The organism is Thalassovita aquimarina, assembly GCF_018219815.1.
In the GTDB taxonomy this organism is placed as follows: domain Bacteria; phylum Pseudomonadota; class Alphaproteobacteria; order Rhodobacterales; family Rhodobacteraceae; genus Thalassobius; species Thalassobius aquimarinus.
In genome coordinates this window covers 20,064-46,860 of sequence record NZ_JADMKU010000018.1, presented here as the reverse complement: position 1 = coordinate 46,860, position 26,797 = coordinate 20,064, and the positions used below count along the sequence as shown (strand labels likewise).

Here is a 26,797-nt window from a genome sequence, read left to right as displayed (position 1 = left end):
CGTTCCCGTTCCTGTTCCGTTGCGCCCTTCATGACCGCCTTGGCTGACGCAAAGCTGACGCCGCCCGGGCACCGGGCTTCAGGCTGCTGTCAGCTTTGCCGCTCATAACCGATCCCGAAATGGCCGCAACACGGAGTTTGGCCCATGAAGAAGACACTGACAATTCTTTGCTTTCTCGCCGTTGTTCCGGCCGGCGCCGCGTTCGCCGACGACGATTGCTTCGTGCCGATGGCGGATTGGCAGCCGCGCGCCTCGGTCGCGCAGCTGGCCGAAGAAAACGGATGGACCGTGCGGCGCATCAAGATCGATGACGGCTGCTACGAAATCGACGGCACCGATGCGCAAGGCCGCCGGATCGAGGTGACGGTTCACCCCTCGACGCTGCAGGTGATCGAGTTCGAATACGAGGATGACGACGAACGGCCTCGGACTGACAAGGAGAAATCGGAAAATGACTGACACAGGCGCCCAGGGAACTGTCCGGATGAATGGCGGTGCGGAGGAAACGGTGCGGGTCTGGGACCCGCTGGTCCGCATCTTTCACTGGGGGCTCGTTGCCGCCTTCGCAATAGCGTGGATCACGGCGGACGAATTGCAGCCGGTGCATGAAATCGCCGGCTACGCGGTTGCAGGCCTGGTCGCGTTCCGGCTGGTCTGGGGCCTGATCGGCAGCCGCTATGCGCGTTTCACGCAGTTCCTGAAAGGGCCGGGCGCAACGATCGCCTATGTCGGTGACATGGTGAACGGCAGGGAACGCCGCTATCTCGGCCACAACCCGGCGGGAGCCGCGATGATCGTTGCGCTGCTCGCCACCCTGTCCGGCACCGCCTTCACCGGCTGGCTGATGGAAGAACCGGCCCGCATGGCGATGCTGCCCGATCTGCCGCAGGTCGTGGCACCGGCCTTCGCCGACGGCGACGAGGACGAGGAACACGAAGGCCGTGGCGAAGGCTATGGCGAAGGCGGTGAAGAGATGCTCGAGGAAGTGCACGAAGCCTTCGCCAACCTGATGCTTCTGCTCGTCGCGCTGCACGTGGGGGGCGTGGTTCTTGCGTCCTTCCGGCATCGCGAAAACCTTGCCCGTGCCATGGTCACCGGCGACAAGCGGGCGCCCGGACCCGGCGATATCGCCTGATCCCGCCCCCGGCCGACCGTCCCCCTCGGCCGCTCTGGCCCCGCCCATCCCGGCGGGGCCTTTTTCGTTCCTGACGGCTGGCTGAAGCGGGAATCGCGGCCGCGTCAGGAAACCCTCAGGTCGGGTTCCCAGATTGGGTGCAGCAGATGAAAGGAAACCCTGTGATGGAAAAGACTCTCACCCTTCTTGCCGCCTCGACCGCTCTGACGGCGGCCATTGGCGTGCCCGCTTGGAGCGCCATGCACGCACCTGCCGGGGACGGTGCATCCCGGCCCTTCGCGGTGCTTTTCGACGACGCGCAGGACGACCTGCCGCTGATCTTCGCCAGCAACCATGACGACGACGACGAACATGGCTATCGCCGTTGGTCCCGGCACGATGATGAAGATGATGACGACGATGATGATGACGACGACGATGACTATGGCCGCAAGGGGGGCGCCTGCAATCCGGCCCCTGCCGGTACAGTCGCCCCGCCGCAGAACGGCCTGTTCGGCAACGGCGCGCTGCCGAAGGTTCAGGTGAACTGAGCCCGGCCACCCTATCCATATCGTCGAAGAAGGAATTGACCCGATGAAATCCCCCCTCGCAATGCTTGCGCTGACCACGGCGCTGACGCTGCCCGGTCTGGCCATGGCGCGTCCGGTCACGCTGACCACCAACCTCAACAACTACGGCGGCGACGGCGCCTATCTCGCGCTTTATGTCACCGATGCTTCGGGCGCCTATGTCGGCAGCCTCTGGATGGCGGGCGGCAAGTCGAAATACTACGAACACCTGACCGACTGGTATCGCGCCACCGGCGGCGATCCGGCGCAGATCAACGGCATCACCGGGGCCAGCGTGGGCGCCGGCCGGTCGCTGGAGATCACGCTCGATCTGGCCGATGCGCTGTTCGACGCGGGCTACACGCTGCATATCGACGCGGCGGTCGAGGACATGCGCGACAGCCCGAACGAGGTCGCGGTGCCGCTGACCACCGAAGGCGCGGGCCAGCCCACGCGCGGCCGCCGCTATGTCGCCGATTTCAGCTACGACATGTAAGGAGGCGAAGCGATGATCCGCGCCCTTCACCGCTGGCCGGGGCTGGTGGCCCTGGCCCTTGTCACCGTGCTGGCGCTGAGCGGCGCGGCCCTGTCGATCTTCCCGGCGGCCGATCGGATCGCCGCGCCGCAGGCAGAAACCGGTTCGAGCGTTGCGGAACTCGGCGCACGCATCCGCGCGGCCTATCCCGGCGTTGAACAGATCCGCCGCGCGCCGTCGGGGCGGATCACGGCCTATTGGTTCGAGCAGGGGGCGCCCGGCGCCGCGGTGATCGATCCCGCGACCGGGCAGGGAGTTGGTTCGGCCGATCCCAACCAGGCTGAACGCTGGCTCACCAATCTGCACCGGTCGCTGTTTCTTGGCGATGGCGGGCGGGTCGCCATGGCGGCGGGGGCGGCGGCGATGCTGGTGCTGGCGCTGTCCGGCGCGGCGCTGGTGGCGCGGCGCGCGGGCGGTTGGCGGCGTTGGTTTGCGCCGCTGCAGGGACCGCTTGCCGGGCGGCTGCATGCGGAAATCGCCCGCTTCGCCGTTTTCGGCCTCGTCCTGTCCTCGGCCACGGCGCTGTGGATGAGTGCGGCCACGTTCGAACTGCTGCCCGATGGCGCCGCCGGCCCGGTCTTCCCAGCCGAAGTCAGCGGCGAAACCGGGGTGTCGCTTGCCGCCATCGAACAGTTGCGGGTGACCCCGGTCGCCGAGCTGCGTGAGCTGAGCTTTCCCTACCCGGACGATGCGACGGACGTTTTCACGCTGAAGACGGATCGGGGCACCGGATATATCGACCAAGGAACCGGCGCGCTTCTGTCCTGGGCCGACCTTGCCGTGTGGGAACGGGTGAACGAAACCATCTACATGCTGCATACCGGGCAGGGGGCTGCCGCTCTCGGCCTGCTGCTTGGGGTGATGGCGCTTGGGGTGCCCCTGCTGGGCGGCACCGGCGTTCTGGTCTGGCTTGCCGGGCGGCGCGGACGGCCGTGGATTCGCGGCAACCAGCCCGCCAGCCGTGCCGAAACCATCCTTTTGGTCAGCAGCGAGGGCGGCAGTACCTGGGGTTTCGCGGCGACGCTGCACCGGGTGCTGAGCGAGGCCGGGCAAAGCGTCTATGCCGCCCCGATGTCGGGGTTCGATCCGAACCGCTATGCCCGCGCCGAACGCTTCATCGTGCTCGCCGCGACCTATGGCGACGGTGATGCACCTGCCTCGGCGAAGGGGGTCCTCGACCGGCTCGAACGGCTTGAAACCGTGCCTGCAGCGCCGTTGGCCGTCCTTGGCTTCGGCGATCGCAGCTTCCCGGATTATTGCGCCTTCGCCGCCGCCGTGGACCGGGGCGCGCGGGCCAAGGGCTGGGCGCAACTTGTCCCATTCGACAGCGTCGACCGCCAGTCGCCGCAGGATTTCGCCCGCTGGGGCCGTGCATTGGGGCAGTCGCTTGGAATCGATATCGAACTGGCGCATCAGCCGGTGCAGCCGGTGACGCAGCAACTGACGCTGCTGTCGCGCCGCGATTACGGCGCCGAGGTGCAGGCCCCGATGGCGATCCTGCGCTTTGCGCTGCCGAAAGTGACGCTGTGGCAGCGGCTGACCGGGCAGGGCTTCGCGCGGTTCCGGGCGGGCGACCTGCTGGGCATCCTGCCGGAAGGGGCCGCCCTGCCGCGGCTTTATTCGCTCGCCTCCGCCCGCCGCGACGGGTTCGTGGAAATCGTGGTGCGCAAGCATCCCGGCGGGCTGTGCTCCGGCCAGCTGACGGCGCTGCGGCCGGGCGATACGGTGTCGGCCTTCCTGCGCCGCAATCCCGGGTTCCAGCCGGATCGTGGCAAAACCCCGTTGATCCTGATCGGCGCGGGCACCGGGATCGGCCCGCTGGCCGGTTTCGTGCGCGGCAACGCGCGGCAGCGACCGGTCCACCTGTTCTTCGGCATGCGGCATCCCGACAGCGATTTCCTGTATGGCGAGGACATGCCGGTCTGGCAGGCCGAGGGCTGCCTGTCCCGGATCGTCACCGCCGTGTCACGCGGGGTGCGGCCGCATTACGTGCAGGACGTGCTGCGCGCCGAAGCGCCCGAGGTCGTCCGGCTGATCCGGGGCGGCGCGCGGGTCATGGTTTGCGGCGGCCGCGACATGGCCGCGGGCGTTGCCGAGGCGTTGACCGAAATCCTTGCGCCCAGCGGGATGACCCCGGCGGTGCTAAAAGCGGAGGGGCGCTATGCAGAAGACGTCTACTGATCCCGAACGCCACGCCCTGAACGGGCCGACCATGGGCACGCGCTGGTCTGCTCTGTTCTTTGCGCCGAAGGGTTTTGATCCCGCGCCGTTGCAGGCCGCGCTTCAGGCGGCGGTGGACGAGGTCGACGGCCAGATGTCCACCTGGAAGCCGGACAGCGACCTGATAAGGCTGAACGCGGCGCCGGTCGGCGAATGGCTGGAGGTCCCGGCGCGGCTGGTCGAGGTGCTGCGCCTCGGCCTGGATATCGGGGAGGCTTCAAGCGGGGCCTTCGATATTGGCATGGGTGATGCCGTCAGCGCCTGGGGCTTCGGCTCGGAGGCGGCACGGCCCGAGCGCATCCGCGCCGCCTTGGCCGTGCCGCGCAGCCCGGCCTCCGATGCGCTTGAACTCGACATCGCGGCGGGGCGTTTGCGCAAGCTTGCGCCGGTAACGCTGGACCTGAACGGGATCGCCAAGGGCTATGGCGTCGACCGGCTGGTCGAGACACTAGCCGGTTTCGGGATCGGGTCCGCGCTTGTCGGCATCGACGGCGAAATGCGCGCGACCGCGCTGCGGCCCGATGACGAGGCATGGACCATCGCGGTCGAAGCCCCGGACCGGACCCGCCGGGCGCCGCATTCGATCCTCGCGCTGCAGGATGCCGCTGTCGCCACTTCGGGCGATTATCGCCATTGGGTCACGGTCAACGGCCGCGACCTGTCGCACACGATGGACCCGAGCAAGGGCGGTCCGGCGCTGAAAACGCCCGCTTCCGTGACCGTGGTGGCGCCGAGCACGGCGGAGGCGGACGCATGGGCGACCGCCCTGATGGTTCTGAGTGTTGAGGAAGGAAGCGCGCTGGCGCGGCAGCATGGTTTCAGCGCTCTGTTTCTTCTGCGCGATGCCGATGGTGGCATCCGCGCCACGGGTGTCGGTGCGTTGTTTTCGAAACAGGCTGCCTGACCACTTCGGGGCAGGCCTCCGGCTCAACGCAGTCCGCGCAGGAACGAATAGAACCGGCTGTCGTTCACACGGCTCCAGTTCAGCCGCAGGGCTGGGCCGTGATGCGTTTCGCCTGGCCGGAACAATGTTCCCGGAGCCAGGAAAATCCCCTGTGCCGCGGCCTGTTGCGCGACATCGAGATCGTCGAGATCGCCGGGCAGCGGAAGCCAGCCATAAAGCCCGCTCGCAGGCGGTGCAAAGAGCGGCATTCCCAGACCAGACAGCCTTTCGATCGCCTCTTCTCGCTCTCGCTCGAGCCTCTTGGCGAGCTGACCGCGCAGTTTCTCATACCGCCGCGAGCGGATGATTTCCGCGATCATCCGTTCGGTGAAAACCGAACTGCTGACCGTCAGCACCATCTTCAGTTCGGCCAGAGATGTCGCGATTTCCGTGTCCGCGATCAGGTAGCCCGAACGCAGCGATGGCGACAGGATCTTGGAATACGTCCCGATCTGGATCACCCGGCGGAACTGGTCCAGACAGGCCAGCCGGGTGCCGCTGACACCGGGCAGGTCGATGAACGGATCGTCGTCGATCACCAGCATGTCGCGTCGCTCGGCGATCTGGAGGATGGCATGCGCCGTGGGTAGGTCGATCGAGCAGCCGGTGGGATTTTGCGCCAGCGACTGGGTGAAAAAAAGACGGGCGCGATGGTGTTCGGCCGCCCGTTGCAGCGCGTCCGGATCGGGACCGCGTGGACCGCGTGGAATACCGATAACAGACAGCCCCGCGAGCTTGAGCTTGGCAAACAGCGGGTAATATCCCGGATCGTCGACCAGAACGGTTTCGCCGGGACGGGTGAAGCGCCTTATCACCAGATCAAGCGCATGATTGGCGCCGAAGGTCGTCACGATCTGCGCCGGGGAAACATCGATCCCCGCCGTGATCTGGGCGCCGGCGATATATTCCCGAAGGGCGAGCAAGCCATGCGGCGTGCCGTAACCACGTTCGCCCGAGCCGAGCGTGATTGCGGGGGCGGCATTGAGCAGCCAGCTTTCGGGCGGGCGCCCGTCGCCCACTAGGACCTTGTAGGGCCGGTCGAGCTGGGCATGGAGAAGCGAGACGCTGTCGCGGGCTTCGCGCAGGTTGACCGGTTCCGCCGTCGCTGCCGCCGGGTGGGAAACAAAGAACCCCGCCCCCTGCCGCGCGCTGGCGAGGCCTTGCGCGACCAGCCTGTCATAGACCGTGACCATGATGTTCTTGGACACGCCGAAACTTTCGGCCGCATGCCGCAGCGACATCAGCTGCGCGCCCTCGGCAAGTTCGCCGGATTCGATCCGATGCCGCAGGGTGTGAAATATCCGGTCTGTTTTCGTCTGAGCCATACGGCAAGTGTACCTGAAGTGGTGCGGGTACAGTACAGGTAAAATTTCGGTAACTGTACCAATACAAAGTGAACCGGATTCGCCAAACCTCCTGCGACGATCAGGAGGAAACGGTCATGAATACTTCCGCAACCAAACCCACATCCGGCGTCAATTCGCGGATTGAAGGGATGCGCGACATGGAACCCGCCGACCGGCGCGCGGCAGTCGCCGCCGCCGCAGGCATTGATGCAACGGTGCAAGCGGCTCTCTCGGACGAAGCGGCACTGCCGCTGGCCGTCGCGAACGGTATGATCGAGAACGTGATCGGCACGTTCGAACTGCCGCTCGGGGTGGCGACGAACTTCGTCGTGAACGGGCGCGAATACCTTGTTCCGATGGCGGTGGAAGAACCTTCAGTGGTTGCCGCGGCCTCTTACATGGCCAAGATCGTGCGCGCCGGTGGCGGTTTCAAGGCCAGCAGCACCACGCCGATCATGCGCGCGCAGATCCAGATCGTCGGTCTTGCCGATCCTTTCGGCGCGCGCGCGACGTTGCTGTCGCACCGCGACGAGTTGATCGAAAAAGCCAATTCCAAGGACACCGTTCTGGTCGGTCTCGGCGGCGGCTGCAAGGATATCGAAATCGACGTGTTCGCCGATACGCCGATCGGGCCGATGGTGGTGATGCACCTGCTGGTCGATGTGCGCGACGCGATGGGGGCGAACACGGTCAATTCGATGGCCGAAATGCTGGCCCCGCGGGTCGAGGAGATCACGGGCGGCAAGGTGCGTCTGCGCATCCTGTCGAATCTTGCCGACAAGCGCGTGGTCACCGCGAGCGCGCGCATTCCGGCAGAAGCTCTCACCACGAAGGCGCTTGAGGGCGCCGAGGTCGCGAAAGGCATCGTTGAGGCCTGTGCGCTGGCCCTGATCGACCCTTACCGCGCCGCGACCCACAACAAGGGGATCATGAACGGCATCGACCCGGTGGTCGTCGCAACCGGCAACGACTGGCGCGCGATCGAGGCGGGGGCGCATGCCTATGCCGCACGTAATGGCCGCTACACCTCGCTCACCACCTGGGAAATCGCGGCGGACGGCGCGCTCGTGGGAACGATCGAACTGCCGATGGCGCTTGGCATCGTGGGCGGCGCGACGCGGACCCATCCGGCCGCGCAGGCGGGGCTGAAACTGTTGAATATCACCTCCGCGCAAGAACTGGCCGAAGTGACGGCTGCCGTCGGGCTTGCGCAGAACATGGCCGCGCTTCGCGCCCTTGCGACCGAAGGGATTCAACGCGGTCATATGACATTGCATGCGCGCAATATCGCGATTACCGCGGGCGCGGCAGGCGGTGACATCGATCGAGTGGCGAAAGCCATCGTCGCAGCGGGAGACGTGAGTGTCGCCCGCGCAAAACAGGTGCTAGGACGCGCCTGAAGTTTCTGAAATCTGGGAGGAAACCTATGATCAATACGACCCGACGCAAGATGCTGGCCCTCGGTGCAGGGGGCCTCGCCGCCCCCGCGCTTGTCACCGCCGGCGCCGCCCGCGCACAAGGTGTGACCAAGTGGCGGATGCAGGCGCTTTGGGGCGGCGGCACGACGCCGATGCTCTACGAGGAAAAGTTCTGCGCTCGCGTCGCCGAACTGACCGGTGGTTCGCTCGAAATCACGCCGTTCTCTGGTGGACAGATCGTGCCCTCGGCACAGTCCTTCGATGCGGTGCGCGGCGGCGCGTTCGAACTGATGAAGACGTTTGACGGCTATACGGCGGGCAAGATCCCGGCACACGGGTTTTCCTCGACCGTGCCTTTCGGCTTCCCGGAACCGGACCAGTTCGAAGCCTGGTTCTATGAACGGGGCGGTCTCGAACTCGCGCGTGCAAGCTACGCGCCGGCTGGGCTGACCTATGTTGCGCCGACCGTATACGGTCAGGAACCGATCCACTCCAAGGTCGAGATCCGCAAGATCGCCGACATGAACGGGCTCAAGGGCCGTTTCGTCGGGCTGGCCAGCGCCGTAATGGCCGATTTCGGTGTCTCCGTTTCGCCGCTGCCCACTTCCGAGGTCTATTCGGCGCTCGACAAGGGGCTGATCGACTTTGCGGATCGCGGCGACATCAAGGCGAACTACGAAGAGGGCCTGTACGAGGTCGCCAAATACCTGATCATGCCGGGCGTGCATCAGCCGACCACCGCGACGTCCTACGTCGCCAATACCCGCGCCTTCGAGGCGCTGGACGAACAGCAGAAGGCCGCTCTCGCCGTGGCGGCGCGGGAAATCTCGGGCACGTTGCGTCAGAACATCCTGGTTTCGAACGGTGAATACCTGAAGAAATTCCAAGACGCCGGCGTCGAGATCATCGACTTCGATCCCGCCGACGTGGCCCAAGCCCGCGCGAAAGCGGTCGAGGTCTGGCAAAAGGCCGCGAAGGACGAGTTGTCCACGCGCATGATGGAGATGCAGATCTCGCTCATGCAGGAACTGCGTCTTCTCTGACCCCAACACCGCGTCAGCCGTGCCCCCGCATGGCTGACGCCGCTTTTGCGGAGCATCCAATGACATCACTGGCCCAGCTCGTCACCGCGCTTAACCGCGGTCTTTTTGCCATGGCGAAATGGCTCGTCTACGCGATCGTGTTCCTGATGCTTTGGGAAGTCGTGTCGCGCTACTTTTTCGCCCATCCCACATCCTGGGCGCCGGAACTCGCGACGCTGCTCTTCGGCCCCTTCTTCCTGCTGGGCGGGCCGTATCTGCTGTATCTGGGCGGTCATGTCGCCGTCGATGTGTTGTCTGAAAAGGCCTCGGGCCGCTTTGCAAAGCTGCTGCATCTGGTTGGCCTCGCCCTGGCCGTCGCCTTCGGTGCGATCCTTTTGTGGTTCAGTCTGCCGCTGGTGCTGCAATCCTTCAGCTATGGCGAAACCAGCTATTCGGCGTGGAACCCGGTGCTCTGGCCCGCCAAGTGTTTCCTTCCGCTCGCGTCTCTCTTGCTGGTGCTTCAGGCGCTGGCCAACGCGATCCTGACCTTTGCCGATACGGAGGCCGCGTGATGGAAAGCTCGCTCATCCTCGCATTCATGTTCGTTTCCCTCATCGTGTTCATGCTGAGTGGTGCCGGGCTTGCCTTCGTACTGGGCGCGATCGCTTTTATCTCGACGATCCTTCTGTGGGGGCCGTCCGCCCTCATCGTCGCGGTGCTCAACACCTTCGAAACGATGACCTCGGAAGCGCTGATGGCGATCCCGCTTTACGTGCTGATGGCTTCGATCCTGCAAAAATCCGCGATCATCGATGCGCTTTATGACGCGATGGAAACGTGGTTTTCGCGCCTGAACGGCGGGTTGGCGGTGGGCACCATCGTGATCTGCACCATCCTCGCGGCGATGACCGGCGTGGTCGGCGCGGCGGTCGCGGCGATGGGCATCCTCGCGCTGCCTTCGATGCTGTCGCGCGGTTACCATCCGCAGCTCGCGCTGGGCGCGATCTGCGCCGGCGGGACGCTTGGCATCCTGATCCCGCCCTCGGTCGTCACCATCGTTTACGCGATCACCGCGCAGATCTCGATCGGCAAGATGTTTTCCGCGGGCATCGTCCCCGGCCTGATCCTCGCCGGCGGCTATATCGGTTACATCCTGGTTCGCACCTGGATCAATCCCGAACTGGCCCCGAAGCCCAGCCAGTTCGAACCGCTGCCGCTGCGCGAAAAGCTCGCCAAGCTCAAGAGCCTGATCCTGCCCGCATTCGTCGTTTTCGGGGTTTTGGGGTCGATCTATGCCGGTATCGCGACGCCGACCGAAGCGGCCGCTGTCGGCGTGCTTGGGGCGGCGCTGTCGGCGCTGATCACGCGCCGGTTGTCTATGCCGATGCTGTCGGAGGCCGCCACCGATACGCTGCGCGTCACCGCGATGATCCTGTGGATCACCATCGGTGCGCGGGCTTTCATTTCGGTGTTCGTGGCGACCGGCGGCGCGGATTCTCTGCTCGACTTCGTCGAAACCCTCGAAGCGTCACGCTGGATCATTCTGGGCGCGATGGTGATGGTGCTGATCTTCCTCGGGCTGTTTCTCGATGAAATCGGCATCATTCTTCTGTGCGTGCCGGTGTTCCTGCCGATCATCGGCGCGCTTGGCTTCGATCCGCTCTGGTTCGGTGTGCTGTTCATGATCACGGCGCAGATGGCCTATATCACCCCGCCCTTCGGCTACACGCTGTTCTATCTTAAGGGGGTGCTGCCCGAAGGGATCGGCATCGGTCAGGTCTATCGCGGGGTCATGCCGTTCTTCTTCATTCAGGCTGCGGTTCTGGTGCTTTTCGCACTGTTCCCGTCGCTCGTTACCTGGCTGCCCGAAGCCCTGACCCAGAACGCGAGGTGAAGCGATGGCCGATCATGTCACCGTTTTCGAGGTCGGTCCCAGGGACGGGCTGCAAAGCCTTGGCGCGCAGGTGCCGACGGATACCAAGATCGATCTCATTGACGCGCTGAGCAGGGCCGGTTTGAAAAAGATCGAAGCGACGAGCTTCGTCAGCCCGCGTTGGGTGCCGCAGATGGCCGATGCGGCCGAGGTGATGGCGGGAATCACGCGCGCCGAAGGCGTTTCCTATGCCGCGCTGACGCCGAACCTGCGCGGGCTCGAGGCGGCGGTCGCGGCGGGATGCGACGAGGTGGCGGTTTTCGCCGCGGCCTCGGAAGGTTTCAGTCGCGCCAATCTCAACTGCAGCATCGAGGAAAGTTTCGGGCGCTTCGCCCCGATCATGCGGCAGGCACAGGAAAACGGTCTGCGCGTTCGCGGTTATCTCTCGACCGTGATCGCCTGTCCGTTTGACGGCCCGACCCCGGCCGAAACGGTCACGCGTTGGACGGAACGGCTCCTCGAACTCGGCTGCTACGAAGTTTCCCTCGGCGACACGATCGGCGCGGGGCAGCCGGAAACGGTCGGGCGGCTTTTCGATGCGCTGCTTGAACGGGTGCCCGCCGAAAAGCTTGCCGGGCACTTCCATGACACCCATGGGCAGGCCGGCGCGCTGGTTGAGGTGGCGCTTGATCACGGGCTGCGAAGCTTCGATGCCTCGGTCGGTGGCCTGGGTGGGTGCCCTTACGCACCGGGAGCTCCGGGGAATATCGACACGCGGGCGGTTCTCTCCGTGATCGAAGCCCGCGGTTTCGAACATGGCATAGATATCAATGCCTTGCAGAAGGCGGAACGGATCGCCGCAGGAATTTCTGCCTGACACGGGGTCCTGATGGTTCTGGGATTGCCCTGTCGTGGCGCGATTGATGGCCGGGGCGATTTCAGCGGTTGACACCGCCGCCGCGCATTTCCATAGTCCCGCCATGTCAGGGGAGTCCCGCCTAGGGGACTGAGAGGCTGACGGGATGTGTTCGAAACACTTCCGGTGAAGCGACCCTTAGAACCTGACCCAGTTGATGCTGGCGTAGGAAGACCGAAGGGCATTTCCGCAATCCTGTGAAGAGGGGCGGTCCTTTCGGGCCGCTAAGGCCCATTGCGCGATCATGGCGCATGCGGGGCCGGTGGTCCCCTTTCTGCTCCCTGTTTCTCTTGGGTCTCATCGTAAGAGGAGACCGATATGAAAGACACCATTCCCACCATTTCCACGGGCGCTTTGCCCGCGTCGCGCAAGGTGTATGCGACCGGTGCGGTCCATGAAATCCGCGTGCCGATGCGCGAAATCGCCGTTTCCGGTGAAGACCCGCTTATTGTCTATGACAGTTCCGGCCCCTATACCGATCCGGCCACGGCGATCGACATCGCCAAGGGGCTGCCGGAAGTGCGCGGCGGCTGGCTCCAGTCCCGTGGCGAGGTCGAGGAATACGAGGGCCGCGAAGTGACCGGGGCGGACAATGGCTTCGCCACCGGCGACCGCCTGACGCCCGCTTTCCCGGAAAAACGTCTGCCGCTGCGCGCCACTGGCGACCGCGCGGTGACGCAGCTTGCCTATGCCAAGGCGGGCATCGTCACGCCGGAAATGGAATTCGTCGCGATCCGCGAAAACGAGGGCCGGAAAGAGGCGTACAGCCGCGACGGCGAAGGCTTTGGCGCCGAACTGCCCGATCTGGTGACGCCCGAATTCGTGCGCGACGAAATCGCGGCGGGCCGCGCCATCATCCCGGCCAACATCAACCACCGCGAACTGGAACCGATGATCATCGGCCGCAATTTCAAGGTGAAGATCAACGCCAATATCGGCAATTCGGCGGTCACTTCCTCGATGGAGGAAGAGGTCGAGAAAATGGTCTGGGCGATCCGCTGGGGCGCCGACACCGTGATGGACCTGTCCACCGGCCGCAACATTCACAACATCCGGGACTGGATCATCCGCAACGCGCCGGTGCCGATCGGCACCGTGCCGCTGTACCAGGCGCTGGAAAAGGTTGGCGGCATTGCCGAGGACCTGACCTGGGACATCTTCCGCGACACGCTGATCGAACAGGCCGAACAGGGGGTGGATTATTTCACCATCCATGCCGGTGTGCGGCTGCACATGATCCCGATGACCGCCAAGCGCGTCACCGGCATCGTGTCGCGCGGCGGGTCGATCATGGCCAAGTGGTGCCTGCATCACCATCGCGAAAGCTTCCTCTACGAACATTTCGAGGAAATCTGCGATATCTGCCGCCGCTACGACGTGTCCTTCTCGCTGGGCGACGGGCTGCGCCCCGGGTCGATCGCCGACGCCAACGACGAAGCGCAATTCGCCGAACTGGAAACGCTGGGCGAGCTGACCAAGATCGCGTGGGCCAAGGATTGCCAGGTGATGATCGAAGGCCCCGGCCACGTGCCGATGCACAAGATCAAGGCCAACATGGAAAAGCAGCTGGAACATTGCCACGAGGCGCCGTTCTACACTTTGGGGCCGCTGACCACCGATATCGCGCCAGGCTACGACCACATCACATCAGCCATCGGCGCGGCGATGATCGGTTGGTTCGGCACCGCGATGCTGTGCTACGTGACGCCCAAGGAACACCTGGGCCTGCCCGACCGCGATGACGTGAAAACCGGCGTCATCACCTACAAGCTCGCCGCCCATGCGGCCGATCTGGCCAAGGGGCATCCGGGGGCGCAGGCGCGCGACGACGCGCTCAGCCGCGCCCGGTTCGAATTTCGTTGGGAGGACCAGTTCAACCTCGGACTCGACCCCGACACGGCGCGCGAGATGCATGACGAAACGATGCCGAAAGAGGCCCACAAGGTGGCGCATTTCTGTTCCATGTGCGGGCCGAAATTCTGTTCCATGCGAATTTCCCACGACATCCGTGCCGAGGCGGAAAAGCAGAAGGGCATGAAGGAAATGGCCGAGAAATTCCGCGAAGGCGGGGAACTTTACCTGCCTGCCGAGGAAAGCGCGGAATGATATCCGTTCTGGGTGCGGGCGTGGCGGGGCTTTGCGCCGCCACCGCCCTGTCGGAGGCGGGGTTCGATGTCGAGGTGGTCGCCCCGGACGGCGCCCCGCCGCCAGCCTCGTTGCTGGCGGGCGGGATGCTGGCGCCGTTTTGCGAGGGCGAAAGCGCGCCCGATGTGATCGTGGAACGGGGGCAGGCGGCGATCACGTGGTGGCGCGCACGCGTCAGTGGCCTGGAGGCGCGCGGCACGCTGGTCCTCGCGCCGCCGCGCGACGGGGGGGACCTGGACCGGTTCGCCCGCGCGACCCGGTCGCATGACTGGGTGCGGCCAGACGATTTTGAACCCGGTCTGTCGGGCCGGTTCGCGCGCGGTCTTTTTTTTGCCGCCGAGGCGCACATGGACCCGGTCATCGCCATGGCTGAGTTGCGCGACCAGCTCACGGCGCGGGGCGTACGGTTTCACGGTGGCACGCCCGGCGGTCGGATCGTCGATTGCCGGGGGCTTGCCGCGCGGGACCGTCTGAAGGATTTGCGCGCCGTGCGGGGCGAGATGCTGGAGCTTTACGCCCCCGATGTCACGCTCACCCGCACCGTTCGGCTGCTGCATCCGCGTTTTCCCTGTTACATAGTGCCGCGCGGGCAGGGGCGTTATATGGTCGGCGCGACGATGGTGGAAACCGCGCGGTCCGGCCCGATCACCGCCCGTGCGGTGATGGAGTTGCTGTCGGCGGCCTATACCGTGCATCCCGGTTTTGCCGAGGCCGAACTGATCGCCACGGGTGCGGGATTGCGCCCGTCCTTCCCCGATAACCTGCCTGCCTTGCGCCGCGACGGCGACCGGATTCATGTGAACGGCATGTACCGTCACGGCTTCCTGATGGCGCCGGTGGTCGCCGGGGACCTGGTGCGGATGATGACTGAGGAGAAAATCAATGCGCATTGAACTCAACGGGACCGCAGTGGAGACCGCCGCCGCCACGCTTGCGGCCCTGATCGAAGAACAGGGCTATGAGGCCGCTTCGGTGGCGACCGCGCTCAACGGGCAGTTCGTGCCGCTTGCGGCGCGTGACACGGCCACGCTTCACGATGGCGCAAAGGTCGAAGCGCTGTCGCCGATGCAGGGGGGATGAAAGATGTTTTATGGCAGTGACCTGCAAAACCGGCTGATGCTGGGCACCGCGCAATACCCCTCACCGCAGGTGCTGCGCGAGGCGATCGCGGCGTCCGGCGCCGAAGTCATCACGGTCAGCCTGCGCCGCGAAGGGACGGGCGGCGACGCCTTCCGCGACATCCTCAAGGAAAGCGGTTGCCGCATCCTGCCCAACACCGCCGGATGCCATTCGGTGCAAGAGGCGGTAACCACGGCGCAGATGGCGCGCGAACTGTTCGGCACAAGTTGGATCAAGCTCGAGGTGATCGGCCACGCCGACACGCTGCAGCCCGACCCCTTCGCCCTGGTCGAGGCCGCGCGCATCCTCGCCGCCGAGGGGTTCGATGTGTTCCCCTACACCACCGACGACCTGATCGTCGGTGAAAAGCTGATCGAGGCGGGGTGCCGCGTGTTGATGCCGTGGGGCGCGCCGATCGGGTCGGGGCAGGGGCTGCGCAATAAGGAGGCGCTGAAGACCATGCGGGCGCATTTCCCCGATATCCCGCTGGTCGTCGATGCCGGGATCGGCGCGCCGAGCCAGGCGATGGAGGCGATGGAGATGGGATTTGACGCGGTGCTGCTCAACACGGCGGTTGCCAAGGCGCTTGACCCCGTCGGCATGTCCCGCGCCTTCGGTCAGGCGGTTTCGGCGGGGCGCGCGGCGCATGATGCGGGGATCATGCCCCGGCGCGACATGGCGGTGGCTTCCACCCCGATCTTCGGCATGGCGGAACTGGCATGAAGACGCTTGATCCCTTCTACCTCATCGTCGGTCATGTCAGTCGGATCGAACTTCTGGTGCCGCATGGTGTCAACTTGGTTCAGCTTCGGATCAAGGATCAGCCCGAAGACGAAATCCGCCGACAGATCGCCCGCGCCCGCGATTTCTGCGCGGTTCACCGCGCGCAGCTGGTGGTGAACGATTACTGGCAGGCCGCGCTCGATCTGCGCTGCGGGTTCGTGCATCTTGGTCAGGAAGACATGGATGACGCGGATTTCGCCGCGCTGCGCCGCGCGGGCGTTCGGTTCGGCCTGTCGACCCATGACGAGGCCGAGCTTGACCGCGCCCTGTCGCTTGATCCGGCCTATGTGGCGCTCGGCCCGGTCTATCCGACGCTGCTGAAGAAGATGAAATGGGGGCCGCAGGGACTCGACCGGGTGCGCGCGTGGAAAAAGGCGGCGGGCGGCACGCCGCTGGTCGGTATCGGAGGGCTGACGCTTGATCGCCTTCCCGGTGTCTTTGCCGCCGGGGCCGACAGCGCCGCCGTGGTGACGGACATTCAGCAGGCCGACGATCCCGAGGCGCGCTGCCGCGACTGGATCGCGACCACGCGGGAGTATCTGCGATGACCCGGTACGCGCGCCAGACATGCCTGCCGGAAGTGGGCGAGGCGGGGCAGAGGGCGCTTGCCGCCGCCCGCGTTCTCGTCGTCGGCGCCGGCGGACTGGGGGCCAGCCAGCTGCCGCTTCTCGCGGGCGCGGGGGTCGGGCTTATCCGGCTGTTCGATCCCGACCGGATCGAGGAAAGCAACCTGCACCGCCAGACCCTGTTCCGCATGGATGACATCGGCAGGCCGAAAGCGCAGGTGGCGGCCGAAACCCTGCGTCGGCTCAATCCCGACTGTCATGTCTGGCCGGTCATTTCCCGGCTCGATCCGCTTGCGGCGCGCAGCGAGATACCACATGCCGACATCGTGATCGACGCGGCCGACAATTTCGCGGTGAGCTATGCTCTGTCGGATCAGTGCTTCGCGATGGGAACACCGCTCATCAGCGCGTCCGTTCTGGCGCGGCACGGTTACGTCGGTGGCTTTTGCGGTGGCGCGCCGAGCCTGCGCGCGGTGTTTCCCGATCTTCCCGCGCAGCTGCAAAGCTGCGGCACGGGCGGGGTCATGGGGCCGGCGGTGGCAACGCTTGGCGCGCTTCAGGCGCAAATGGCATTGTCGGTTCTGCTGGGCCACGCCCCGTCGCCCTTGGGGCAGGTGCTCAACCTCGATCTTGCCATATGGCATCTGTCGGGTTTCCGTTTCGACGCTGCCCCCGAGCCCAAGCACGCACGGCCCGAGGTCATTTCCCGGGCCGAGATCGTGGCCGACGACCTTGTCGTCGACCTGCGGTTCAACGAGGCGCCCAAACTGGTGCCAGAGTCGTGTCAGAGGGCCGTTTTCATCTGCAAGACGGGATTGCGGGCGTGGCGCGCGGCGAAGGAACTGAGCGCATCCGGATTTACCGCGGTCGCGATCGTGGGGGACGGGTTTTGACCGTTTCCGCCCTGTTCGTCGGAGGCATGGATTCCAGTGGCGGCGCGGGGCTGATGCGGGATTGCGCCACCGCCGCGGCCATGGGCGCCGCGCCGCGCGTCGCGGTCACCGCGGTGACCGCACAGACCGACCGGAGCGTGACCAGCCTGCACCCCGTGCCGGCCCCGGACGTGGCCGCCCAGATGAAGGCGGCCGGGCAGGTCGGCGCGGTCAAGCTCGGGATGCTCGGCACCGCGCGGATCGTCGAAACGGTCGCGGACAACCTGCCAAACGTGCCGCTTGTCCTCGATCCGGTTCTGGCGTCCAGTTCGGGGCGCGCGCTTCTCGACGAGGCGGGCCTTCGGGCGCTGTTGTCCCGGTTGCTGTGCCGCACGACACTGCTGACCCCCAACCTGCCTGAACTGCGCGTGCTGGCGACGTGGCTCGGGCTGGCGGACGGCGCGGATGAACGGGCCCGCGTCAGGGCGCTGATGGCGCAGGGCTGTGCGGCGGTTCTGGTCAAGGGCGGGCATGCCGGGGTCGGGCAGACATGCGAAGACCGCTTGTACATGGCGGACGGCGACGTGTTTGCTTTTTCCGGCCCGCGCTTCGCTGTCGCCCTGCGTGGCACCGGTTGCCAGCTTGCGAGCGCCATCGCGGTTGGGCTTGGGTCCGGGCAGGACATGCGCACCGCGATCGCAACGGCAAGGGAGTTGTTGCAGGCGCGGTTCCGAAAGGCGCTTCAGCAGGTGTGAAGCCCGGATATCGGTTCCGTGCAGGCAAGGGGATCGGGCGCGATCCCCTTCAGACCCGCCCGATGTGGCTTATGCCTCCTCCGCCGCCAGTCCCAGAAGGGTCAGGCAGAACTCGGTCGCGACGGCCATGTCCTGCACCGAAATCCATTCCAGCGGCCCGTGAATGTTCTGCATGCCGGTGAACAGGTTCGGGGTCGGTACCCCCATTTCGGTCAGCCGCGACCCGTCGGTGCCGCCCCGGATCGGGACCGAAACCGGTTCCATCCCCAGCTTGCGGCAGGCGTCGCGGGCCAGGTCGACCGGGGTCATGTCCTGTTCCAGCCAGTAGCGCATGTTGCGGTATTGCGGGCGAATGTCGCAGGTGATCGTGGCGCGCGGTTCGGTCGCCTGCACCGCCGCGCAGACCTGGCGCAGCATTTCGCCCTTCTCAGCCAACCCCTCGCGTTCGAAATCGCGCAGGATGATCTTGATCTTCATCTCCGAGGATCCGCCGGTCATCTCGGTCGCGTGCCAGAATCCGTCCACCCCGTCGGTGACCTCGGGCGTCATGGTGGCCTGCGGTAGCGTTTCGATGATCTTGGACGCCAGATGGATCGCATTCACCATCTTGCCCTTGGCAAATCCCGGATGGATCGACACGCCGGTGACGGTGATTTCGGCCGCGTCGGCGGAAAAGGTTTCATACTCGATCTCGCCCATCTTGCCGCCGTCGAACGTATAGGCGAAATCGGCGCCCAGATCCTTCGGCAAGGCCTCGGCCACGCCGCGGCCGATTTCTTCGTCCGGGGTGAAGGCGATGCGGATCGGGCCATGCGGAATATCGGGATTTTCCAGCAGGTGGCGGGCGGCGGTCATGATGATGGACACGCCGGCCTTGTCATCCGCGCCCAGCAGCGTGGTGCCGGAAGCGGTGATGATGTCGTGCCCCTGCTTTTGCGCCAGATAGGGGTAAGCCTCGGGCGACAGCACCAGCGATGCGTCGTCGGGAAAGGTGATGTCGCCGCCATTGTAGCCGCGCACCACCCGGGGTTTGACGCCGGTCGCGTTGAATTGCGGCGCGGTGTCGACATGCGCCAGCAAACCGATGGTCGGACCGGGCACCGTGCCGGGGATCGTTGCCAGAACGGCACCGTAATCGGTGAGCCGGACATCCTGCGCGCCGATCTCGGTCAATTCCGTTTCCAGCAGGCGCAGGATGTCGAACTGCACGTCAGTACTGGGGGAACTGGGCGAGTCTTCGTCGCTTTGGCTGTCAATCGCGGCGTAGCGGACGAGGCGATCCTCTAGTTCCCGATCGAAGGGGTTTTGCATCTGCTTTTCTGCCTTTTTTGTCAGAGAGGACCGGGAGCGTGGAGAAGAGTCAAGACCTCTGCCAGCTGCGGGAAGGATGTATCGTCAGGCGCGTCGGGGCGCAGGACGGAAGCGTCAGCCGCTTGCCGCCGCCTTGTCGCAAAGCGCCGCGTGGATCGACAACGCGGTGCGCAGCGATTCCGGGGCAACCGGGGCGGTTTCTTCGTATCCGGTGATCGGTCTGACAGTGTGCCGGGCGGCTTCGATCACGGTTGCGTCTTCTGCCAGGTCCAGCTGCCGCAGCAGCGGGGCAATCTCCGCGTCGCGGGTAAAGCGCTGCATGTCCACCCAGATGATATCTTCGCGCTGCATCAGGTGCCGATAGGCGCAGATCCAGTAGCACAGCCAGTATTCCAGGCTGTCAGGCTGCAGTTGCGCGGTTTCCTCGACAAAGCCGGGAAACAGGATCGGCCGGTGCAGGGCGCCGAATTCGAAATGGCCCACATCGCCCATGTAGCGGCGGGCAAAGGCGTCTTCCCCGTGGATTTCCCCGAACCGCAAATGCTGCCGCAGCAGGGACTGCGCGTGATCCAGCGGGTGGCGAACGGGCACCACGAAAAACGCGTCGGGGAAATGGCGCCGCAAGGCTCCAAGCCGCGCGATGTCGGCGTTATTCTTGGCCACGTAGCGGTTGGGCGTTCCCGTCGCGCCAGCCCTTGAGGCGATCAACCGTGCCATATGATCGCGCAGCCCCCGGGCAACCTCGTCCGGGATGTCGGTGCTGATCTCGATCCCCCGGGGTGTGAAATTCTGCGGCGCCAGGTGCAGCCAGACCACTTCCTCGAAGGCTTCCGGGCTGTCGGCATCGATGGTCATACCGTCGTCATGGGCGCGTTCGGACTTGGCGATCGGGACATGGAAACGGGTCGACAGTTTGCGCCAGATCAGCGGTGACAGGATGAATGGCATATCGCGATAGCTGTGGGTCACGGCATCGCCGTGGCGGGCCAGAAGTTCCAGAAGCAACGTGGTTCCGGCGCGGGGAAGCGCGGTGATGAACACGGGGTTGCGCACCTGCACTTGCGCCAGCTGCGCCTTGTACAGGCTGGTTTCCAGATCATGGAGCAGGCCGCGCGCAATCGGCATGCCGAAGGCCATCTTGTGCACCAGCCGGTCGATCGGGCTGTAGGCGTCGGTCTGCATCGATCAGTTTTTCAGTCGGCGGCGCAGCATTTCCACGCCCGTCATCCCGACAAGTGTCGCCACCAGCACCGCGGGCTGTATGGTGAAGGCCCAGAACGCATCGACCAGGATCAGATGGAGCAGGGAGCCGAGGGCCAAAGGCACCATCGAGACGAGGACGATCACGGCCAGCGTGACGATCAGGCGGCTGGATCGTTTCGCTGCCGTGATCGCGGCCTTGCGCACCAGCGGTTCCTTTTCTGCGTCGGTCAGGTTCTTGTCGGCCATGACCGCGATGGCTTCGTTGAAGACGGAGGCGAGTTCAAGCGTGCGCGGGATCAGCCGCGATGTGATGAACATCGCATAGAACAAACCACAGCAAAGAAGGTATGTGACGGCGATCATGGCTGATCGGTGGGCGGCGTTTCCCCGGACGGTTTGGGTTTGCGAAACTTTGCGACCATCCGTTTGATCGGGTACCAGAAAAACCCAACGATCAGAAGAAAAACGACACCGAGGAAAGAAAGGATCGACCCCAAGGCGCCAAGCCCTGTGCCCGGCCCGATATAGGCGGCGGCGGGTTCAGCAAGAAAAAACCACGCCAGGGCGGGAAGAACCGCGAGGGGGAAGTGTTTGGCCATACCTGCTCCTTTGAAGCCTTCGCTACGCAGGGTAGGGTAAACCGCCGCGCGCCATCAACTGGAAAAGAGAGATTCCGTATGCCACGAAGTTCGGTGTAGGCTCCCCAAAAGTCGGTTTAACGTACATAGAGGCGCGCAAGATGACGCAGGATCCGCGGCGAGAAGAGGGACCAGAGGAAGCCCCGAAGCCGGCTCAGTTCAGACCTGATCGGATCGCTTTGATGGCGGTGATGTTCCTGATTGGCGGGTTTTTCAGCCATTTCAGCCTGCCGCCCTTCCCGGCGCTGCCCGAGGGGTTGATCAATACGATCCATTTCGTCGGTGACAGGATCATCAGCCGACCGGTGTCGATGAAAGACATAACCTATGAAGGGACCGGGCTGGTTACCCATGATCCCGACGCCGCGCAACCGGGATATACCCTGATACAGGGCGTTCTGCCCGGTGGTCCCCAGATCCGGATGCTGGATATGTCCGGGCGTGAAGTTCACCGGTGGGATGTCGATTTCTTCGCCGCCTGGGACGATCCGCAGCATCTTGATGCGGTGCCGATTTCGGACCTCTGGTACAATACTCAAGGTTTCCTGCCGCTGTCCGATGGATCGGTCCTGGTCAATATTTCGGAAAAGGGCAGCGTCATGCTCGACCGGTGTTCCCGGCCTCTCTGGACCGTCGATCGAATGATGCATCATTCGGTCACTGACGCCGGGGACGGGAAATACTGGATCCCCAGCCTGATACCGCTTGATGAAACGCCCGATGACTATTTCGCGCAGCATTTCCCCCGCGATCTGATCGCCGAGAACATGGAACCCGGCACCATGTCCTACAACAACAGTATCGCGCTGGTGGGCGACGGCGGCGCGATAGAAAAGGAATTTTCGGTTCTGCAGGCAATCGTCGACGCGAAGCTGGAACACGTGATGACAACCGCGCTTTTCGCCTATCCCTCGGACCCGGTGCACCTCAACGATATCGAAGTGGTGACGACCGAACTGGCCAACAAGATACCGGGGGTGGAGCAGGGCGATTTGCTGTTTTCCGCGCGCAATATCAACATGCTCGGGATTCTGGATCAGTCGGACGGCCATCTGAAATGGCACCACGAAGGCCCCTGGACCTGGCAGCATGACCCGGACATCATGCCTGACGGCACGATTGAGGTTTTCAACAACCGCAACAAGCTGACGTCGAATTTCGTCGACAGCAGCCAAATCCTGTCCTTCGATCCGGCCACCGGCGAAACCCGGGTTTTATATCCGCTTGCCGAGGGGGATGCGTTTTTCACCTGGATCGAAGGGGCGCATCAGCGTCAGCCGAACGGGAATATCCTGATTTCCGAAACCTATGCCGGCCGGATCTTCGAAGTGACACCCGACGGCAAAATCGCGTGGGATTACCGGCTGCCTTACGACGATGAGGCCGCTTCGATGTTCGAGGTCGGGATGCGTGTGCCGCTTGATTTCTTCGACGTGGATGATTGGAACTGCGACGCGGGCTGATCCGGTTTTGGCGGATCTGAACCGCCCCAGCGGTTTCGGCTGAAGCATGGGATGCGGGCAGCACCAACAATCGACGCAATCCCCAAACGGCCGCACGTCCGTGTCGAGCCGGGCGATCAGGGCTGCTCCCCCTGTGGTGGACGGCCTGCAATCGTCCGCTTGCGATGAAAATCCTTGAAATCTGCGGCGTTTCGTATAATTGATAAAAATGCTCGGAATTGGAGGCGGGACATGCATGTCATCAACGGCACCTTCGCCACCGCGCACGGATCGAAGTACCTGCAACAGCTGTGCAAGCATTTCGGGCACAAGAACGAAGTGGTTTTCACCGAATCCGAGGGTACCTGCGCGTTTGACGTAGGCAAAGCGTTCCTCACCGCAGACGAAAGCGGTCTTTCGGTCCGGTTCGAACTGGACGGCCCGGAACATGTCGAGCGCGCCCACCGGGTGATCGACAAGCATCTGGAACGGTTTGCCTTCCGCGAAGATTTCGAAGGAATGACCTGGAGGCAATGATCCGGGGGCGGTGACCGCCGGGATCAGACGACCGCGCGCCCCGTCCGCCTGTTCACGGCAAGGACAGCGATCCCCCGCCCTTGGCGGCGTAAAGACCATTGCGGAGGTGTTCGGTCATTTGAGACGCAGGGCTCGGCCTGCCGAACAGGTATCCCTGGAACAAGAAACACCCCCTGTCCTGCAAGAAGTCGCGTTGAGCTTCGGTTTCCACGCCTTCGGCGATGACTTCGTAGCCCAGTTCATGGCCCAGGCTGATAATCGCCCGGACGATTGAAGCATCGCTGGGATCGGACAGCATATCCGCCACGAATTCCTGCGCGACCTTGATTTTGCTGACTGGCAGCTTTTTGAGGTATTGCAGCGATGAATAGCCGGTTCCGAAATCGTCGATCGAGAAACGGATACCCGTCGCGGTGAGCCGCTCGATCAGCGGCGCCACCGCTTCGGGACGTTCCGCCACGGATCGTTCGGTGATTTCCAGTTCGAGGCATTGCGGCGAGAGCCCTGCTTCCTCCAGCGCGGAGAGCACGCTGTTTTCGAACTCCACGGTTTTGAACTGCAATGGCGACAGGTTGACGCTGATGATAGCTGTTTCCAGCAATCCCTGGACCTGCCATTCGCTCATCTGCCGGCAGGCCTGCCGCAGCACCCAATCCTCTATGTCCAGAAGACAGCCACTTGTTTCAGCGGCGCGAATGAAGGCGCCGGGGCCGAGCAGCCCGCGTTCGGGATGGTTCCAGCGCAACAGCGCTTCCACCCCGACCAGGCGTTGACGACGGGTATCGACCTGCGGCTGGTAGTAGAGTTCGAACTGGTTGTCGGCGCAAGCTGCGTGCAGCTCTTCCACCAAGGCGACGCGCTGGCGGACCTCGGCTTCGACCTGGGCATCGTGAAACCGGTACCTGTGCCGCCCCGCCGCCTTGGCGCGGTAAAGCGCGGTGTCAGCCTGGCTGAACAGGCGGGTCGGTTCGAGGTTGTCAGGCGTGCAAAGCGCGATGCCGATGCTGGTTTCGGTGTGAATCCGGTGTCCCGCGATGTCGAAGGGGGCCGTCATCACGTCGATCAGCCGTTGCGCGAACGTGGCTGCATCTTTCGAATCCGTCAGGTTTATCTGTAAAACGGCAAATTCATCGCCGCCCAAACGCGCCACGATATCGCTTTCCCGCGTGACCGAGGTCAATCGCCTGGCGACGGACGAAAGAAGCGCGTCACCGACCGGGTGGCCCAGCGTATCGTTGACATCCTTGAAGTGATCGAGGTCCAGCAGCAGCAGGGCGCAGCGTTCGGAATACCGTTCCGCGCGTTTGGTGGCCATCAACAGGCGTTCTTTGAATTGTGACCGGTTGGGGAGCCCGGTCAGTTCGTCGTAATTAGCCATCCGTGCAGTGCGCTGTTCGGATTTCCGGCGCGCTTCTTCGTTCTGGTTGGCTTCGACGACCTCGGCGATCGCAGTAATGAACGGGGTGATGCGGTCGACAAAGGACATGTCATACCCACCCCGGCGATTGGCCAGCCCGATCGCGCCGATGACCGTTTCCCCCCGTTTCAATGGAATGCCCAGGAAGCTGGAAATCGAGGGGTGCCCGGTGGGAAGATCCTTGCCACGGAACTGTTCGACCGGCGCATTGTCGATAACGATCTCACCGTTGAAAATGTCATCCGTGTTCAGCCCTTCGCAGGTTTTGAAAAGATCCTTGGGGTCTTGTGTGCCCCGGGACGGCCGCGTTTCGCCGTTCCGGTCGAGTTCCGACATCGCCAATGTCCGCATATGTGGCGCCCCGTTTTCGTCGGTGCGGCGATCCTGCAGGAAGCCGCATTCGCTGCCGCTAAGCTTCAGCAGTTCGTTCAGAACGATTTCGAAGGCGCGTTTGGCATTAGGCTTGACGATGAAGCTGGAAAGCGTGTCGTCGATTACCCGGAGCATTTCACGTTCTTCCGTGACGGATCGTTCCATCGCCTTGCGTTCCGAGATGTCCCGGGCGATCCCGATGGCATGCCATTTGTCGTTCAGATGGGCCGATGACACCGACAGTTCGATCGGAATTTCGCCCCGATGCCGCGTCACCGCGCGTGCTTCGAAGGTGACGCCGATCACCGGACCCTCGCCACTTTCGCGGAACTTCGGCCAGTTCTTCTTGTAGGTTTCGTGATATTCATCGGGCGCAAGCCAAAGATGGATGTTCTGCCCGATCGCTTCTTCCGCCGGATACCCGAAAACCTTTTCGGCGGCGGGGTTCCACAGCGTGATCCTGCCTTCGTCGTCGATCACTATAACCGCATCAAGCGCCATATCGGTGATGGCCCGAAACTTTTGTTCGCTTGCGCCAAGCGATTTGAGCGCCTGTTCGCGTTCCTGGACCGAGCTTTTCAGTTCCTCCGCCAGCATGTTCAGGCCCACGGCCAGCGCATCGAGCGTGGTGCCCGCGTCAGACGGCGAAAGCCGCGCATCGAAATTGCCCGAGGCGAGCTGCAGGATCAGGTCGAGAATGCGTTCCAGGTTCTCGTGGAACAATTTCGGGGGCTGCTCGCTCACTCTATGTAATCCTTCAGCCATTCGATCGCTTTGGTCTCCGAAGTGAAAATTCGTAGCGGGTAGCTGGGTCTGTTGAGGCCGATGAAGAAGCTGCCGATCACCTTGCTGACGGGGGAAGCCACGAGCAAAGCGACGGCGAAGGCAGGCCCGTCATGGTAAATGCGCCGGGCGCCTTGCGTGATGTCGCGCAGGTTCCTCATGTCAATCAGCAGGATGTGCCTTTTGGGCCCGGCGAGTTCGGCCACCCCGGCGACGCATTCCTTTGCCGTCTCGCTGTCAACCGTTGCTCCTGGCAATATGCGAAACCGGATGATGTGATCCTCCCCCATTTCCATGGCTCCGGCTTTCGTCTGGTAACGTGCTTTGACCATTGATCCACCTTTTGCGGCGTCAGACTGGTCGTTCCGCATGACCGCGGAAGACCGATATGCGCCGATAATGACGCGGATCATTCAACAAGAGGTAAAGGCGCAATTGGCCGTCTTACGGCCCGGGCCGGCAGGTGATGCAAAGGGGATTGGGGGCGCTTTCTACATGTATCCCTTCAGCCATTCGATTGCTTCGCTTTCCGAGGTGAAGAGCTTTATCGGGTGTCGGGGCCTGTTGAAGCCAATATAAAAGCTGCCGATCACCTTGCTCACCGGTGTTGAGACGATCAACGCCGAGGCGGCTACGGGAATGCTGAGGGACAGATCGCTGTAAAAGCGCCGTACATCCTGAGGCTCTTCGCGTGTCCCTTCCATGTAGATCAGGACAGGGCGCTTTTTCCCGCCGCACAACTTGTCGAATGCCCTAGCGTTTTCCCGGGCGGTGGCGAGGGTGTCGATCGTACCCGGAGGCGAACTGACCCGGATAATTCCGTCCTCCCCAAGCGTTATCACCGCGGTCTTCGTGATGATGCGTTTTTCTGACATTGGCCCTTCCACGCCCCCGCGTT

28 protein-coding genes and 1 riboswitch are annotated in these 26,797 nt (G+C 63.9%); of the genes, 20 read left to right on the top strand and 8 right to left on the bottom strand.

What is annotated here, in order from left to right; all coding sequences use genetic code 11:
* Positions 1-144 precede the first annotated feature (144 nt).
* The 6 genes from IT775_RS16775 (at position 145) to IT775_RS16750 (ending at position 5,342) form a co-directional block, all read left to right on the top strand.
* The gene (locus IT775_RS16775) at positions 145-459 is read left to right on the top strand and encodes a PepSY domain-containing protein (RefSeq protein WP_212702384.1); all 315 of its coding nucleotides are present in this window, start codon (positions 145-147) and stop codon (positions 457-459) included.
* Positions 452-1,135, top strand: coding sequence for a cytochrome b/b6 domain-containing protein (locus IT775_RS16770; RefSeq protein ID WP_246525669.1), 684 nt, complete (start codon positions 452-454; stop codon positions 1,133-1,135). The genes IT775_RS16775 and IT775_RS16770 overlap by 8 nt, the downstream gene beginning before the upstream one ends.
* Before the next feature lie 164 nt (positions 1,136-1,299).
* The gene (locus tag IT775_RS16765) at positions 1,300-1,665 is read left to right on the top strand and encodes a hypothetical protein (RefSeq protein ID WP_212702383.1); all 366 of its coding nucleotides are present in this window, start codon (positions 1,300-1,302) and stop codon (positions 1,663-1,665) included.
* 43 nt (positions 1,666-1,708) lie between these two features.
* Entirely contained in the window at positions 1,709-2,179 is a 471-nt protein-coding gene (locus tag IT775_RS16760; RefSeq protein WP_212702382.1) for a DUF2271 domain-containing protein, read from the top strand.
* 12 nt (positions 2,180-2,191) lie between these two features.
* Positions 2,192-4,399, top strand: a complete 2,208-nt coding sequence (locus IT775_RS16755; RefSeq protein ID WP_212702381.1) for a PepSY domain-containing protein — start codon at positions 2,192-2,194, stop codon at positions 4,397-4,399.
* On the top strand, positions 4,380-5,342 hold the full coding sequence (locus IT775_RS16750) for an FAD:protein FMN transferase (RefSeq protein WP_212702380.1): 963 nt from the start codon (positions 4,380-4,382) through the stop codon (positions 5,340-5,342). The genes IT775_RS16755 and IT775_RS16750 overlap by 20 nt, the downstream gene beginning before the upstream one ends.
* A gap of 23 nt (positions 5,343-5,365) precedes the next feature.
* Here the strand turns inward: IT775_RS16750 and IT775_RS16745 are convergent, their stop codons facing one another.
* Positions 5,366-6,706, bottom strand: coding sequence for an aminotransferase-like domain-containing protein (locus tag IT775_RS16745; protein WP_212702379.1), 1,341 nt, complete (start codon positions 6,704-6,706; stop codon positions 5,366-5,368).
* A gap of 116 nt (positions 6,707-6,822) precedes the next feature.
* Between IT775_RS16745 and IT775_RS16740 the strand changes: the two genes are divergently transcribed.
* The 12 genes from IT775_RS16740 (at position 6,823) to thiD (ending at position 18,196) form a co-directional block, all read left to right on the top strand.
* Positions 6,823-8,127 (top strand): hydroxymethylglutaryl-CoA reductase, degradative, encoded by a 1,305-nt coding sequence (locus IT775_RS16740; RefSeq protein ID WP_212702378.1) that lies wholly within the window; start codon positions 6,823-6,825, stop codon positions 8,125-8,127.
* A 26-nt stretch (positions 8,128-8,153) separates the two neighbouring features.
* Positions 8,154-9,188 carry a TRAP transporter substrate-binding protein DctP gene (gene dctP / locus IT775_RS16735; protein WP_212702377.1) on the top strand — a complete coding sequence of 345 codons (1,035 nt, stop codon included), beginning with the start codon at positions 8,154-8,156 and terminating at the stop codon, positions 9,186-9,188.
* A gap of 59 nt (positions 9,189-9,247) precedes the next feature.
* Complete coding sequence (locus IT775_RS16730) at positions 9,248-9,739, top strand: TRAP transporter small permease subunit (protein ID WP_212702376.1); 492 nt, start codon at positions 9,248-9,250, stop codon at positions 9,737-9,739.
* Positions 9,739-11,061 carry a TRAP transporter large permease gene (locus IT775_RS16725; protein WP_212702375.1) on the top strand — a complete coding sequence of 441 codons (1,323 nt, stop codon included), beginning with the start codon at positions 9,739-9,741 and terminating at the stop codon, positions 11,059-11,061. The genes IT775_RS16730 and IT775_RS16725 overlap by 1 nt, the downstream gene beginning before the upstream one ends.
* Before the next feature lie 4 nt (positions 11,062-11,065).
* A complete protein-coding gene (locus tag IT775_RS16720) occupies positions 11,066-11,917 on the top strand; it encodes a hydroxymethylglutaryl-CoA lyase (RefSeq protein WP_212702374.1) in 852 nt (283 codons plus the stop codon).
* Positions 11,918-12,015: 98 nt separating this feature from the next.
* Positions 12,016-12,145, top strand: a riboswitch (TPP riboswitch).
* Between the two features lie 129 nt (positions 12,146-12,274).
* Entirely contained in the window at positions 12,275-14,062 is a 1,788-nt protein-coding gene (thiC, locus tag IT775_RS16715) for a phosphomethylpyrimidine synthase ThiC (RefSeq protein WP_212702373.1), read from the top strand.
* Positions 14,059-14,994 carry an FAD-dependent oxidoreductase gene (locus tag IT775_RS16710; protein WP_212702372.1) on the top strand — a complete coding sequence of 312 codons (936 nt, stop codon included), beginning with the start codon at positions 14,059-14,061 and terminating at the stop codon, positions 14,992-14,994. The genes thiC and IT775_RS16710 overlap by 4 nt, the downstream gene beginning before the upstream one ends.
* The gene (gene thiS, locus IT775_RS16705; protein ID WP_212702371.1) at positions 14,984-15,181 is read left to right on the top strand and encodes a sulfur carrier protein ThiS; all 198 of its coding nucleotides are present in this window, start codon (positions 14,984-14,986) and stop codon (positions 15,179-15,181) included. The genes IT775_RS16710 and thiS overlap by 11 nt, the downstream gene beginning before the upstream one ends.
* 3 nt (positions 15,182-15,184) lie before the next feature.
* Entirely contained in the window at positions 15,185-15,943 is a 759-nt protein-coding gene (locus tag IT775_RS16700) for a thiazole synthase (protein ID WP_212702370.1), read from the top strand.
* Positions 15,940-16,551, top strand: coding sequence for a thiamine phosphate synthase (locus tag IT775_RS16695; protein WP_212702369.1), 612 nt, complete (start codon positions 15,940-15,942; stop codon positions 16,549-16,551). Before IT775_RS16700 ends, IT775_RS16695 begins: the two co-directional genes overlap by 4 nt.
* Positions 16,548-17,462 carry a HesA/MoeB/ThiF family protein gene (locus tag IT775_RS16690; protein ID WP_212702368.1) on the top strand — a complete coding sequence of 305 codons (915 nt, stop codon included), beginning with the start codon at positions 16,548-16,550 and terminating at the stop codon, positions 17,460-17,462. Before IT775_RS16695 ends, IT775_RS16690 begins: the two co-directional genes overlap by 4 nt.
* Positions 17,459-18,196, top strand: coding sequence for a bifunctional hydroxymethylpyrimidine kinase/phosphomethylpyrimidine kinase (thiD, locus tag IT775_RS16685; RefSeq protein ID WP_212702367.1), 738 nt, complete (start codon positions 17,459-17,461; stop codon positions 18,194-18,196). The genes IT775_RS16690 and thiD overlap by 4 nt, the downstream gene beginning before the upstream one ends.
* A gap of 69 nt (positions 18,197-18,265) precedes the next feature.
* Here the strand turns inward: thiD and pepT are convergent, their stop codons facing one another.
* The 4 genes from pepT to IT775_RS16665 all read right to left on the bottom strand — a co-directional run bounded on the left by pepT (position 18,266) and on the right by IT775_RS16665 (position 21,309).
* Complete coding sequence (pepT, locus tag IT775_RS16680; protein WP_212702366.1) at positions 18,266-19,507, bottom strand: peptidase T; 1,242 nt, start codon at positions 19,505-19,507, stop codon at positions 18,266-18,268.
* A 114-nt stretch (positions 19,508-19,621) separates the two neighbouring features.
* Positions 19,622-20,689, bottom strand: coding sequence for a sulfotransferase (locus IT775_RS16675; RefSeq protein ID WP_212702365.1), 1,068 nt, complete (start codon positions 20,687-20,689; stop codon positions 19,622-19,624).
* 3 nt (positions 20,690-20,692) lie between these two features.
* Positions 20,693-21,073, bottom strand: a complete 381-nt coding sequence (locus tag IT775_RS16670) for a hypothetical protein (protein ID WP_212702364.1) — start codon at positions 21,071-21,073, stop codon at positions 20,693-20,695.
* Positions 21,070-21,309 carry a hypothetical protein gene (locus tag IT775_RS16665; RefSeq protein WP_246525667.1) on the bottom strand — a complete coding sequence of 80 codons (240 nt, stop codon included), beginning with the start codon at positions 21,307-21,309 and terminating at the stop codon, positions 21,070-21,072. Before IT775_RS16665 ends, IT775_RS16670 begins: the two co-directional genes overlap by 4 nt.
* Before the next feature lie 140 nt (positions 21,310-21,449).
* Between IT775_RS16665 and IT775_RS16660 the strand changes: the two genes are divergently transcribed.
* Positions 21,450-22,811: an arylsulfotransferase family protein gene (locus IT775_RS16660; protein ID WP_212702363.1), complete on the top strand. Its 1,362-nt coding sequence runs from the start codon at positions 21,450-21,452 to the stop codon at positions 22,809-22,811.
* A 231-nt stretch (positions 22,812-23,042) separates the two neighbouring features.
* Positions 23,043-23,327 carry a DUF2218 domain-containing protein gene (locus IT775_RS16655; RefSeq protein ID WP_212702362.1) on the top strand — a complete coding sequence of 95 codons (285 nt, stop codon included), beginning with the start codon at positions 23,043-23,045 and terminating at the stop codon, positions 23,325-23,327.
* Between the two features lie 52 nt (positions 23,328-23,379).
* On the opposite strand, the gene IT775_RS16650 is transcribed toward IT775_RS16655, so the two are convergent.
* The 3 genes from IT775_RS16650 to IT775_RS16640 all read right to left on the bottom strand — a co-directional run bounded on the left by IT775_RS16650 (position 23,380) and on the right by IT775_RS16640 (position 26,774).
* Entirely contained in the window at positions 23,380-25,860 is a 2,481-nt protein-coding gene (locus IT775_RS16650) for a bifunctional diguanylate cyclase/phosphodiesterase (protein WP_212702361.1), read from the bottom strand.
* Complete coding sequence (locus IT775_RS16645; RefSeq protein WP_212702360.1) at positions 25,857-26,312, bottom strand: DUF7793 family protein; 456 nt, start codon at positions 26,310-26,312, stop codon at positions 25,857-25,859. The genes IT775_RS16650 and IT775_RS16645 overlap by 4 nt, the downstream gene beginning before the upstream one ends.
* A gap of 78 nt (positions 26,313-26,390) precedes the next feature.
* Entirely contained in the window at positions 26,391-26,774 is a 384-nt protein-coding gene (locus tag IT775_RS16640; protein WP_212702359.1) for a DUF7793 family protein, read from the bottom strand.
* Between the last annotated feature and the right edge of the window lie 23 nt (positions 26,775-26,797).